We start from the raw sequence: 12,005 nt of genomic DNA on the forward strand, positions 1-12,005 counted from the left end.
CTAAATATCAAGCGTTAAAAAAGTTGTGACTAACCTATTCAAATCATGATCCTGAATCACTTAAATTCTATCGGCAAAACTTCGTTCAATTCAGCAAACTTATAATCCTGTATATTTCTAGTCACGATTTTTATACAACCAAAACTTAATGCAGCAAAGTGTTTAATCGCACCCTCAAAATCTGTAAATTTTGAATCTAAGGCACGGCTAATTCCAACATGATCTACTGGAATCACCACCATAAATTTTAAAATTTGCTTGATAAATAAACGAGCTTTTTCATCACCACCAGATTTTCGTAAAATATAATAGATATTGGCAATGCTATTGGATGAAATACACCCTGTAAAATTACCTTTTTCACATAAAGCTAAAACTTGATGGCTAGCTTCAACAAAAGGCTGACGGGCTAGAGCAACATCCAAAATCACATCAGAATCAATAAAAATACGCTCACTCATAGATGCTTTTCCAAACGTGCATCTGCGAGTAATTCTTTATAATCCTGCCCATTATCCTGTGCTGCAAACATTCCTGTTAAATACTCAGTAATAGGAGCTTGAATCTCATTCACTCTGTTTGATTGTGCTGAAATACGATCCAAATAAGCTTCAACTAAACTGGAAGCACTTTGCTGGTGTTGCTGTGCATAATTCTTTGCTCGTTCAATCACATTTTTATCAATAGACAAGTCAGTTTTGCTTGCATAACCTCACCCCTATACGTATTATTTTTTAGCAAATCATTTTCATTGATGAAGAAAAGTGAATTGATTATTCCCCTCTTGACACGCCCAACTTATTCCAAATCTCAAGTGTTAAAAAGACATCAACAAAATTCCAGAAATATAAGCATTCTTTTTGTACCACGGCAGCTATCTAATTACCGGCTCATCTCTGTAAGTTTCAGCTATTAAAACTTTGGCCTGTTTACAGAATTGATCTTGCTCAGTTTGGCTGAGTTGCACTTTTTTAAATTCCAGAATCTGTAAAGGGGCAGCAAAAGCCGAGGTCGCCAGACAGCCCAAAATCCCTGCAAGCATGACATAGCCAAATATCATTTTATTTTTAACCATCGGATTTCCTTAGGTTATTTCTATATAATCAAGGAATCATTTAATAATTTCTTCAATTTGATCTGGTTACCATTGAAATATCTGATTTCACTTGACTATCAAACTTTTAGAAACATATATAACATCAATTGTTGATCGGAACTTTATATACAATAGCAAGTCGTTTACCATTATCACCAACAGCAAACATTACTAAAAGTTGATTATGCAATATATCAACCGCTAATCCCTCAGGCTCCCAATGCCCCTCTCTCCCATAAGATAAACGATCATATTTTCCTAAAGTCAACTGATCCAGCTTTTGTATTAATTTTCCATCTATAGAATAAACATATAAATGCTTATTATTGGGATTCTGATCTCCAACTCCACCACTTAACAAATAGATATATTTTCCATCCGAAGTCATGGCTTGAAATGCATATTTATTTTTGATTAAATCAGAGTCAATTGACCACTCATATAAATAAGACTGACTTAGATCCGTACCATTTTCTAATTTAACCTTAGTTAAATCAAAAACTCGCATTACCTCTTGTTTATTTTTACGTGAGCGTACAATTAGATATCTAGCATCTGGGGTAATCACAGGCATTGTATAGCCACTTTTTTTATAATTTTTATCAAATAATTGCACAGTTCTTACATTTTTAGGCTCCCCATTTGGAGAATAATTAAAGCCAATAATTTTCCAGCTTGCATCTGTGATACTTGCTCCTGCTGATGCCCAAATTAAACCATTTCGAGGGTCAACCGTGATTCCCTGATGCCCAATAATATCTGTTGGCGATTGATTATCCTGAGCAGTGATCTGTGCTGGACTTAAAGAGTTAAAATTAAAACGATTAACCACCCCTCGATTAGGCTGACCAACAACATGTAAGGAATATAATAATCCTTTAGTTGAATCTACAGCTATCCCTTGTACAACATTATTTTTACCTTTTCCCTTGCGAATCAAGGTGACAATATTCATATCTGAAACCTTGCCGACCTTATTATTTACTGCAATATCCTGCTGTAACACTCCTGCATCCAATGGAAATGACGGAGTGGTCTTTGCCTGAAGTGCTGTAATACTCAAAGGAATAAGCACTAACCATAATATTTGATAAAATTTAGATTTCATTAAAAATTCCCGTTCAATTTAACTTTCATTTATCATAATCAATATGGGCATATCTTGATGCGCCAATATACACACCACATACAATTACTTAACCACACTTTCAATCAAATCCAGTTCCCAAACCCCACCTGCCGCCAAGCCCTTGCACATGCCTGTCCACATGTCTTTGGTATGTACAAATTTCTGTCCATCCCAAACCCATTCATCACTTGACCAGCAGTCTCCAATTCCCCGTCCTTTTTGTGAGCTACTGATCACCCCCTCACCAGAATCTGAGGCATGTTCAGTCACAAAGGCCGCTTTTCCTGCTAAAGACTCATCCAACACCCAGGCTCCATACCCCTCATTATATGCTCCACGCCAGCATACAGTCGTCGCCAATACTTTTTTATTGCTTAATTTGTAGAGTTCAATCGACTGAGGTTTTACGCCATCACTAGTATAAACTCCCTCACAAAAACCATCTTCTTTGGGTGCGGGTTGTGCTGCCATCAATGATTTATACACTGACTGATACTGCTTATTATTAGGTTGTAGGGTTAAATAAGGTTTGCTGGCTGTTTTAACCTGTTTCACCACCAATTTCGGTTGGGCCGCCAAAACTTTAGCTTCGCCCATTTTTCCTTTCCTGACCAATGCCCCTATTGTTCCAACACGTTTCTGAAAATCATCCATTTTTAATAAGCTTGCGGTCATACCCGCATCCGAAATATTCCATTGCAGTCGGTTGTTTTTAAATACTATGTCTGCTTTTCCACTGGCCTGTTGCAACAATCCATTCACCTGTGCTGCGGTCAATCTACCCATAAGTGGAAATTCAGTGCCATCCACCAAGACAGGCCCTAAATCCTTGCCATTGACATAAAAATGAATATTTTTAAGCTGATTTTTTGGAATGGGCGGTTCGATAAAACCATCACCTAGCGCAAACTCACCTGTGACTTGCTGAGCTTTGCCCGCCTGACGTGTCAATAAGATTGATGCTGGATAATCATCACTGGATTCATTGTGATAGCCCGCAGCTCGGCAGGTTCCTGTATTGCTACAGTACATTTCCCATTCCTGATGGCTAAAGGAAATGCCTTTGATTTCCTGAGCAAAACCCATAGAACTCATAGCAAGCAAATAGCAGACTGGCAATATCTTTTTCATGGCTTTCATTTCCCTATTCAATTTATTATGCAATGTTAGAATTTTAAACAAGTTAGATCGTATGTTCTTGTATGAAAGCGTATGTTAATTTTAGACAAAGCTTAAATGACTCAATTAAAAATGAAAAAATCAGGCTTCCTCTCCGCCACTTTAGTTTTTGTTATCTCTATCAGCCATGCAGAAGTCACAACCTTTCAGCCCACATTTCCGCAATTTTCCAGCCACGCCAAACAGCGCAATGCTGAAAACCAGATCTATGCCTTGGGTGAAGTCTCATTTGCCCATGATGTTCGTGTACCTTTTTATGGTATTACCGCCCTCAATCCTGGCGATGATGGATTATTAAAAGACTTTAAGCCATGTTCAGCCCAAAGTTGCCATTTTGATTTTAAGCTAGATGCCAGTCATGCCAAACAGCTAAAATTATTCGCCATACCTGAGATTGGTTTGGTATTGGTACCTAAAGATTGGCAGGATGTAGAAGCAAGTGCGGGAGCAAATGGTACAGGTTCCGCCTTGCTGATGAGTTCAGATCAGAAACAGGCGATTCAACTATATGATTCATCTTTATGTGTTGGTTGCGGTATGCCCTATGCCACGCTTTATTTTCCAGTCTTGCTAAAAGAAAGTATTGAAAATGAGTTTGGCGGTTATACTGATTCACAGAAATTTCTAAATATCGTGTATCCATCCAGACAGGTGGCTTTCTTTAGTTACCAAATTCCAAAGCACAATAACAAGACACATGGTGTCGCCAAATATCTTAATGATGGCGATTTTAATTTTAGGGAAATTAAAGTCACCCTAAGCCAGTCCCAACAGCATCTGGCTGGAACAATTTTAAACTTCTATCATTTTACCCATTAAATCATGCGGTTTGAGATTTTTGGCTTTCCTTGAGCAAATTCAGGAAATGCTCTATTCGAATATTGTTTTCCTTGGCTCGGTAAATGGCATAAATCGGGGCAATACAGGGCTTTTTCGCTTCCAGTGTTCGATAGACAATCTGCTTATTCCAGAAGTCCTGAATAGAGTCAGGTACGATTGAAAGCCCAATGCCAGCCGCAATCAGATTGAGACTTGAGGTTAAACGCGGTGCCTCTTGCACAATGTTGGGATTAAAACCCGCCTGATAGCAATTTGCCAGAATATTATCAAACAGGTCCTGTCCTGCTAATCGTCGGTAGAGTACAAACTCATAAGGTTCCAAATCTACCAGACGGATTGCGCCCTCCCGACTCACCAATGGATGATTATTGGGCAGGGCTACAATCAAGGGTTCATCCAGCACATGCAGACTTTGTACTTCGGCATGAATGGATGCGGGTTTGCGTAAAAACACAATGTCCAGTTTTTCATTGATCACTGCATCTGTTAATGCACTGCTGCTATCCTCTTCCAGATGAATGGCAATTGCTGGAAACTGCTCACGAAACTGGCGTAACACCGCAGGTAGAAATGGATGCAGACCTGCCGAGTTGGTAAAACCAATATTGAGTTGACCCTCCAAACCTTGTGCAATATTTTTCACCCTTTTTGGTATTGATTGGGCATGGGCCAGAATGGTGATCGCTTCCTGATATAACACCTTGCCCGCTTCTGTTACCTCAACCCCACGTGGCAAACGTTTCAGCAAAGTGGTGTCCAGTTCCTCTTCCAGACTTTTAATCAGTCGGGTCAGTGGCGGTTGCTGCATGTGTAAGCGAACAGCAGCCCTGGAAATATTGCTTTCCTCAACCACTGCAACGAAAGCATTCAGCTTATGGATGTCCATTTCATATACCTAAAAAGTATGGTTTATGCAGAAAATAGCATTTGTGAATATAGCATAAATCTTCCATGCTATTTCCAGAATAGATGAAAAGTCAGGTAAATCCAATGAAAGTCCAAACCCTATCAATAGAGCGTGAACCACTCGCAAATGCTCCTGATTGCAAGGCACTTTTTATGGGTTTTATGAAGTTGGGCTTGATGGGTTTTGGTGGTGTTCTACCATTGGCACATCGCATTATTGTTGAAGAGCATAACTGGCTGGATGAAAGTCAATTTACCGACCTGCTGGGCGTGTGTCAGTTATTGCCTGGGGGGAACATCATCAATATGTCGGTTGCGATTGGCATGGAGTTTCAAGGCATAAAAGGTGCGATCAGCTCGGTACTGGGTTTGATCTCGGCACCCACTGCAATCGTGTTGATCCTCTATCAGGTGTACGAATACTTCCAGTATTTACCTGTGGTCAAGCATATGATTCAGGGGCTGGCAGCCGCAGCAGCAGGGTTGTTGTTTGCGACTGGCCTTAAAATGCTCAGGCCAATTTTAAAAAGCTACCTGACCTTTTTTACCATTCTACTCACCTTTGTATTTATGCTCTGGATCAAGCTTCCGCTGGCACTGACCTTGGCCTTTCTGCTTACAATGAACATGCTGGTATTGGGGGTGAAAAAGTCATGATTTTGCTTTCACTTGCAATCGTATTTACCCAATTGTCACTGCTTGCTTTCGGAGGCGGCAATGCCATTCTTCCTGAAATGCAGCATCAGGTGGTGACAGTTCACCATTGGATGACAGCAGAACAGTTTAGCTCACTGTTTGCCATGGCACAGGCTGCACCTGGACCAAACATGATGATCGTGCCTTTGGTTGGATGGCATGTGGCAGGTACAGCAGGTTTGCTGGTCACCTCACTGGCCAAGTTTGGCCCCTCTTCCATCATTACGATTTATGCACTCAAATTTTGGCAGCGTTTTAAGGCACATCCTTTACGGGCACGTTTTGAGAAAGCACTTAAACCAATTACTGTCGGTTTGGTTCTGGTCAGTGCATGGCTGATTGCAGATGCCTCCGCACAAAACCTGCTACTGGTTATAATCGTAATTGTGACCGCGATTCTCGGGATGTTTAAAAAAGTTCATCCGCTCTGGGTTATGGCACTGGGTGCTGGACTTGGGATGTGCTTGCTGTAGTCATAAAAAAACCTGCATCATGCAGGTTTTTTTATTATTGAATGACTTAATCTTTATCAAGAATAGATTCAAATGCTTTTAAACGCTTGTGAATGGATAATAATTCAATAATGGTTTTCCATGAGCTGATTAAGTATTGGAAAGATTCACGCACTTTATCGAAAACATTTCCTATTTGAGTAATGAGTCCAAGTGTCATTTTACCTGCTGCAATTGCTGGAAATAAAACCACCAGACTGTATAAAATATCCAGTTGTCTATACCAGATTGCCACTAGATTAAAATAGGCATAGTGAAAATAAAGTTTGAAATAGTTATATCGAACATGGCTAAATAATTCTTTCAGGGTAAGCGGATCAGCACGATTTTCATGATCTTCACCATAGACCAACTCTTTACGGTAAGCTGCCTCAACCTTTTGGTTATTAAATTGTAGTCCTGGTAATTTCTGACCTACGATCATTAACACCACAGTTCCGACCACAGCCCAGACTATTGCCGCCCATACCAGTGAATGTTCAATTTCACCAACGACTGGTAAAATTGGAACCTTTTCAGACAGCTTGAATAACAACGGCAAGAATGCAACTAACACCATAACAGACTTAATAAGTTCAACACCCAAGTCTTCAACAATCGTAGCAAAACGCATGGTATCTTCCTGAATACGTTGCGAAGCCCCCTCGACATGACGAAGCTGATCCCAGTTTGCAGTGTAGTATTCATTCATGGCGGTACGCCAGCGGAACACATAATGGCTGGTAAAGAATGCGTTGATCACCGCAAATGTCACTGCAACCATCGCGATATAAAGGAATGTCAATGTACCATTATATAAATCATCAATATTTCCACCTTTGTTATCCAACATTTGCTGTATCAGATTATAAAATGGTTGATACCATGCATTGATCGCAACGCTAACCTGTACCGAAAACCAGATATTAAACAGGATAAAGGCTGAACCCCAGATTGACCACTTCTGCCATTTGTTATCGGAAAGGAATCGCCAGAACCCTGCAAACAAGGCGGTCGAAAGCAGAAACCAGAGATAGAACCAAATAAATGCAGGCGACCAGAAACGGCTCACCCCAATTGGCAACTCTGCTTCAGCATAGCCCTTGGGGAACCCCAGATATTCACCCCATCCATGACCACCTGTGTACCAGAGCAGCATGTTCAGGGCCAACCATACCACCACCGAGATAAAAAATGGACGTGGGTTAGGAAAAAATGATTTAAACATCGTGCTTAACAATCCTTGTTGTGTTGCAATTGACGCAAGTACGTCATCCTATAACCTCAAACTTAACTTTGTCTGATAGAAAGTTTAATGAATTGTACTTATTTACCTTCTTTCTCAATTTTTTCATAGCTTTTTGACGAGTATTTACAATTTGTTTAAGTCAACGAAACAATTTTGAACCTGTTACTCTCTGTGACTATATAAACCTTAGGGATTTAATAGACTGGTCTTTAAGGCAAAATCTTGCTGAGCAAATTGTGCAGCGTTTTTCTTACTTTGAATGGCGAGCTCAATTTCAGAAAGCTTTGACTGAGCCGCATCAATCCCTGCCTGCATGGTCATTTCACGTCCCTTAATATCAAAAATATGGGCCTTTTCACGCAAGTCAGGTTGAATCACCACATCCGCATCTTTCAGCTCTTCTTCAGCCAGACGGCCCTGCATAATATTAATATTCTGGTTAAACAAGCCCCAGACATTGGTGGTTTCCGTGTGGATCGGCTGGGCCAGAATATCCACCGCAATCACTACATCCGCCCCTAGGTCACGTGCAACCTGAACAGGCACAGGACTCACCAGCCCGCCATCAACATATTCAACATCATGAATTTTGGTGGGTACAAACATGCTGGGGATTGAGGCCGAGGCACGAACCGCCTGTCCAGTATTGCCATAGTTAAATACTGTTCTGCTGCCATCCTTAAGTTCGGTTGCCACCACATACATTGGAATCTTGAGCTTCTGCAAGGGCGTGTTATGTACCTGCTGGTTGATATAGTCCTCAACCTTTTTACCGTTAAAAAACCCTTTTAAGCTGACATTGACATCACGAACGTCATTGGCTTTCAGCTTTAGGGCAATGTCACGCAACTCGGCGGCGGTTTTGCCACTGGCATAGATTGAACCAACGATACTTCCAGCACTCGTACCAACAATAAAGTCTGGACGAATCCCCTGTTGTTCCAGCACCTCTATCACCCCAATATGGGCATAGCCACGTGCGCCACCACTCCCCAAAACCAAAGCGATTACGGGACGTTTTTGCTGTTGTTTGATATAGCTATAAGGCTGGCTCACCACTTGTGCCTGGGCATCTTCAATCGCTGGACGTAAATGTGAGGTTGTTTGGCAACCTGTTAAAATGATTACTGAAAGTCCAAGTATGCATGATTTAAGCCGTTTCATATGCAGTTGTTGCCATATTTACTGTGTTTCCAGCTTAAATTTTAGCTCTGCCCAACCTGAAATGCTGTATCAGTTTTTTTGCTGCTGTGACCAGCAATTCATAAAAAAGCTCCTCGAAAGGAGCTTCTATCAAAATCACCAGATATCTGAACCAACTTTTTTCTTTAGTTCAGGATATTGATCAATCTTGAACTCTGGTTCCTTAATACCTTTCTTAAGCTGAGAGGTATAGTCTTTCAGCAAAGTGCGTGCCATTGGCGTTAACAGCAGGATTGCCACAAGGTTGATGGTCGCCATGATACCCATAAACAAGTCCGCCATCGACCAAACCAATGGAACGCTGCCAATCGCACCGAAATACACCATCACCAACACAAAAATGCGGAAGATGAACATCACTTTTGGGCTGTTATTGATAAACTGCACATTACTTTCCGCATAGGCATAGTTACCCAGTACTGCTGAATAACAGAACAGGAACAACAGGATCGCAAGAAAGTCACCACCCCAGCTTCCCACCTGGGATTCCAAGGCACGCTGGGTCAGTTCAACACCGACAAAGCCTGCATCGTGGTAGACACCCGACACCAGAATGATGATTGCGGTACTGGTACATACAATAAAGGTATCAACAAAAACACCCAGCATTTGCACAAGACCCTGGTTCACAGGATGTTTTACATCCGATGCCGCTGCCGCATTTGGTGCAGAACCCATACCCGCTTCGTTTGAGAACAGGCCACGCTTGATTCCCTGCATCATGGCCATAGAGATCATGGCACCAAAGAAACCACCTGCTGCCGCATTAAACTGGAATGCTTCAGTGAAGATCAGCCTAAAAATACCTGGCAGCAATTCATAGTTGCTTATGGCAATGTACAGGGCAACCGCTAAATAAAGCCCAGCCTTTAAGGGTACAAACATTTCCGCAAATTTGGCGATACGCTTGATTCCCCCAAAGATTGCAATTGCAACCATCACCACCAGCGCCAGCCCCACCCATGAGATTTCCAGATCAACAGCACCTAGATGGACAATTGGGTTGGCCTTGTCCCAACCCCATGCATGGGAAGAAGCATTGGCAATGGCATTGATCTGAACAGAGTTAAATACAAAACCGTAGGTAAAGATCAGTGCAAGCGCAAAGACAACACCAAAGGCCTTACTGCGTAACCCTTTGGTAATGTAGTAGGCTGGCCCTCCCCGAAACTGCTGGGTATTGTTGTCCCTGACTTTAAATAGCTGAGCCAGTGATGATTCAATAAAAGCGGAACTCATACCAAGTACTGCGGTAAACCACATCCAGAATACAGCACCTGGCCCACCAACGGCGATTGCAATTGCAACGCCTGCGATATTTCCCACACCAACACGACTTGCCAGGCCCGTTACAAAGGCCTGAAACGGTGTCAGGCCATGCATATCCTTTTCCGCCTTACGGCTTCCCTTCATCACCTTGATGCTATGAAAGAACATTCGGATCTGTACGGCTTTGGTTGCCACTGTATAAAAGATACCCACTGCCAGTAGAAAAATAACCAGGAAATCCCATAGGGGATCATTGAAAAAACTAACCCAGGCCATCAGGGTGTCATTTAATTTTTCATTCATCACTTATTCGCTTTAGATATTTTATGTACGACCGTACATATACGATCACAATGGATGAATCAAAAAAGCCCCATGTGGGGCTTTTGATCCGAATTAGACAAAGAATTTCAAAATGAGTTGAATGACCGTTGCATTGATCAAGTCAACAAAGAACGCGCCACACAGCGGCACAATCAGGAATGCTTTATGGGACGGGCCATACATATTGGTAATCGCCTGCATGTTTGCAACCGCAGTGGGTGTTGCTCCCATACCAAAACCACAATGACCTGCCGCCAACACGGCAGCATCATAGTTTTTACCCATGACACGGAACGTCACGAACGCGGCATATAGCGCCATGGTGAGGGTTTGCGCACCAAGAATCACCACTAAAGGCCCAGCCAAATCTGCCAGTTGCCATAATTTGAGTGAAAGCAGGGCCATGGCCAAATAAAGGGATAATGAGGCATTCCCAAAAACATCAATTGCACGGTCAAAAATATCAACCTTTAATATGCTTTCCAGAATGTTGCGCAAAACAACACCACCGCCCAATGCCCAGACAAAAGTTGGCAGCTCAAACCAGGTGCCTTTGCTATAACCTGTCATAAACTCGGCAAATGCCAGACATGCAGCAAACAGACCCAGTGTGGTAATGGCATTATCCGCAGTAATCAAACGGACTTGATGTGGATTTTCAAATGGCGCAAGTTCATCAGGATGCTGGTCGAGATGGGTATCACGATTCTTGATCTCGGAAGAGGTTTTTGCATGGGCAAGGCTATAACGGTTAATCAGCAGCTTGGCCAATGGACCGCCGATAATCCCACCAATAATCAGGCCGAAAGTTGCACTTGCCATACCCAATGCCAAAGCGCCTTGGATACCATGCTGCGTCTCAAGAATTTCGCCCCAAGCACCCGCAGTACCGTGCCCACCTGTCAGTGTGATTGAACCTGCAATCAAACCAATCAGAGGATCAATACCTAACAACGATGCAAGACTCATCCCGACAACATCTTGTACGATGATGAATGTAGCGACACAGACCAGAAAAATGACTAATCCAATACCACCCTCTTTGAGCTTCATAAAGTTGGCACTTAGACCAATGGAAGCAAAGAAGATCAGCATAAAACTAGTCTGTAATTCGGTACTGAATACAATACTGTAGCCCCAGAGTGAATGCACCAGCAGGGAAACCACTGCTGCCACCAAACCGCCTGCGACAGGTTCAGGAATGTTGTAGCGTCTTAAGAAATCAATTTTGTTGACCAGTAAACGTCCCAATAACAGAACGATCACTGCCGAAATTAGCGTGTAGAAACCATTAAAAGTAAATTCCATATTTTATTCCATTTATTCTATTTGTTATGTAGATGAACAAGCGCTGTAACGATGGCGCGAAAGTGCTGCATCTGTTCTTGCCCACTGGCAGCATAGGCATTTGTTCATCATGGAAGTTGCAACGGTTATTGCCAAGTCCTGAATAAATGGCTTACGGATGAGAGGTAAACTCATGAGAAGCTCCTGTATCTGGTGTATATTTCAACATTTTCCACAGGCATAAAATTGGATAAATTCGATATGCCTGAGCTAGAAAATTCCCCTCACCGTGTTAGCAAGGAAAGCCTAATCAATTTTAAAAAAGGGCGTATTATG

At 42.1% G+C, this 12,005-nt stretch carries 14 protein-coding genes; 3 read left to right on the forward strand and 11 right to left on the reverse strand.

Features of this window, described 5'->3' with window-relative positions; all coding sequences use genetic code 11:
• Positions 1–56: 56 nt before the first annotated feature.
• The 5 genes from N5J47_RS07490 to N5J47_RS07510 form a co-directional block, all read right to left on the reverse strand.
• Complete coding sequence (locus N5J47_RS07490) at positions 57–461, reverse strand: PIN domain-containing protein (protein ID WP_279959367.1); 405 nt, start codon at positions 459–461, stop codon at positions 57–59.
• Positions 458–691, reverse strand: a complete 234-nt coding sequence (locus N5J47_RS07495) for a DUF6364 family protein (RefSeq protein ID WP_279959366.1) — start codon at positions 689–691, stop codon at positions 458–460. The genes N5J47_RS07490 and N5J47_RS07495 overlap by 4 nt, the downstream gene beginning before the upstream one ends.
• Before the next feature lie 183 nt (positions 692–874).
• Positions 875–1,075, reverse strand: coding sequence for a hypothetical protein (locus N5J47_RS07500; RefSeq protein WP_279959365.1), 201 nt, complete (start codon positions 1,073–1,075; stop codon positions 875–877).
• Between the two features lie 124 nt (positions 1,076–1,199).
• Entirely contained in the window at positions 1,200–2,204 is a 1,005-nt protein-coding gene (locus N5J47_RS07505; RefSeq protein ID WP_279959364.1) for a hypothetical protein, read from the reverse strand.
• A gap of 84 nt (positions 2,205–2,288) precedes the next feature.
• Positions 2,289–3,365 (reverse strand): DUF1176 domain-containing protein, encoded by a 1,077-nt coding sequence (locus N5J47_RS07510; protein ID WP_279959363.1) that lies wholly within the window; start codon positions 3,363–3,365, stop codon positions 2,289–2,291.
• Positions 3,366–3,476: 111 nt separating this feature from the next.
• Here N5J47_RS07510 and N5J47_RS07515 point away from each other — a divergent pair, with 111 nt between their 5' ends.
• Positions 3,477–4,223 (forward strand): DUF4850 domain-containing protein, encoded by a 747-nt coding sequence (locus N5J47_RS07515; protein WP_279959441.1) that lies wholly within the window; start codon positions 3,477–3,479, stop codon positions 4,221–4,223.
• A 1-nt stretch (position 4,224) separates the two neighbouring features.
• Here N5J47_RS07515 and N5J47_RS07520 read toward each other — a convergent pair whose 3' ends face one another.
• Positions 4,225–5,130, reverse strand: a complete 906-nt coding sequence (locus tag N5J47_RS07520) for a LysR family transcriptional regulator (protein WP_279959362.1) — start codon at positions 5,128–5,130, stop codon at positions 4,225–4,227.
• A gap of 104 nt (positions 5,131–5,234) precedes the next feature.
• Here N5J47_RS07520 and N5J47_RS07525 point away from each other — a divergent pair, with 104 nt between their 5' ends.
• The gene (locus N5J47_RS07525; protein ID WP_279959361.1) at positions 5,235–5,807 is read left to right on the forward strand and encodes a chromate transporter; all 573 of its coding nucleotides are present in this window, start codon (positions 5,235–5,237) and stop codon (positions 5,805–5,807) included.
• Positions 5,804–6,319, forward strand: coding sequence for a chromate transporter (locus tag N5J47_RS07530; protein ID WP_279959360.1), 516 nt, complete (start codon positions 5,804–5,806; stop codon positions 6,317–6,319). The genes N5J47_RS07525 and N5J47_RS07530 overlap by 4 nt, the downstream gene beginning before the upstream one ends.
• A gap of 46 nt (positions 6,320–6,365) precedes the next feature.
• On the opposite strand, the gene sbmA is transcribed toward N5J47_RS07530, so the two are convergent.
• From sbmA to N5J47_RS07555, 5 genes are all read right to left on the reverse strand, one after another.
• On the reverse strand, positions 6,366–7,565 hold the full coding sequence (gene sbmA / locus N5J47_RS07535) for a peptide antibiotic transporter SbmA (RefSeq protein ID WP_279959359.1): 1,200 nt from the start codon (positions 7,563–7,565) through the stop codon (positions 6,366–6,368).
• 207 nt (positions 7,566–7,772) lie between these two features.
• A complete protein-coding gene (locus N5J47_RS07540; RefSeq protein ID WP_279959358.1) occupies positions 7,773–8,750 on the reverse strand; it encodes a patatin-like phospholipase family protein in 978 nt (325 codons plus the stop codon).
• 135 nt (positions 8,751–8,885) lie between these two features.
• Positions 8,886–10,361, reverse strand: coding sequence for an alanine/glycine:cation symporter family protein (locus N5J47_RS07545; protein WP_279959357.1), 1,476 nt, complete (start codon positions 10,359–10,361; stop codon positions 8,886–8,888).
• A gap of 93 nt (positions 10,362–10,454) precedes the next feature.
• A complete protein-coding gene (gene gltS, locus N5J47_RS07550) occupies positions 10,455–11,690 on the reverse strand; it encodes a sodium/glutamate symporter (protein ID WP_267982059.1) in 1,236 nt (411 codons plus the stop codon).
• 24 nt (positions 11,691–11,714) lie between these two features.
• Positions 11,715–11,864, reverse strand: coding sequence for a hypothetical protein (locus N5J47_RS07555; protein WP_279959356.1), 150 nt, complete (start codon positions 11,862–11,864; stop codon positions 11,715–11,717).
• Positions 11,865–12,005 lie beyond the last annotated feature (141 nt).

This window comes from Acinetobacter sp. GD03645 (genome assembly GCF_029845285.1).
Lineage (GTDB): Bacteria > Pseudomonadota > Gammaproteobacteria > Pseudomonadales > Moraxellaceae > Acinetobacter > Acinetobacter corruptisaponis.

Excerpts from the sequence above, each read along its gene's own strand:
- N5J47_RS07490 (WP_279959367.1), bottom strand. The coding sequence starts at position 461 with ATGAGTGAGCGTATTTTTATTGATTCTGATGTGATTTTGGATGTTGCT.
- N5J47_RS07500 (WP_279959365.1), bottom strand. The coding sequence starts at position 1,075 with ATGGTTAAAAATAAAATGATATTTGGCTATGTCATGCTTGCAGGGATT.
- N5J47_RS07505 (WP_279959364.1), bottom strand. The coding sequence starts at position 2,204 with ATGAAATCTAAATTTTATCAAATATTATGGTTAGTGCTTATTCCTTTG.
- N5J47_RS07510 (WP_279959363.1), bottom strand. The coding sequence starts at position 3,365 with ATGAAAGCCATGAAAAAGATATTGCCAGTCTGCTATTTGCTTGCTATG.
- N5J47_RS07515 (WP_279959441.1), top strand. The coding sequence starts at position 3,477 with ATGAAAAAATCAGGCTTCCTCTCCGCCACTTTAGTTTTTGTTATCTCT.
- N5J47_RS07520 (WP_279959362.1), bottom strand. The coding sequence starts at position 5,130 with ATGGACATCCATAAGCTGAATGCTTTCGTTGCAGTGGTTGAGGAAAGC.
- N5J47_RS07525 (WP_279959361.1), top strand. The coding sequence starts at position 5,235 with ATGAAAGTCCAAACCCTATCAATAGAGCGTGAACCACTCGCAAATGCT.
- N5J47_RS07530 (WP_279959360.1), top strand. The coding sequence starts at position 5,804 with ATGATTTTGCTTTCACTTGCAATCGTATTTACCCAATTGTCACTGCTT.
- sbmA (WP_279959359.1), bottom strand. The coding sequence starts at position 7,565 with ATGTTTAAATCATTTTTTCCTAACCCACGTCCATTTTTTATCTCGGTG.
- N5J47_RS07540 (WP_279959358.1), bottom strand. The coding sequence starts at position 8,750 with ATGAAACGGCTTAAATCATGCATACTTGGACTTTCAGTAATCATTTTA.
- N5J47_RS07545 (WP_279959357.1), bottom strand. The coding sequence starts at position 10,361 with ATGAATGAAAAATTAAATGACACCCTGATGGCCTGGGTTAGTTTTTTC.
- gltS (WP_267982059.1), bottom strand. The coding sequence starts at position 11,690 with ATGGAATTTACTTTTAATGGTTTCTACACGCTAATTTCGGCAGTGATC.
- N5J47_RS07555 (WP_279959356.1), bottom strand. The coding sequence starts at position 11,864 with ATGAGTTTACCTCTCATCCGTAAGCCATTTATTCAGGACTTGGCAATA.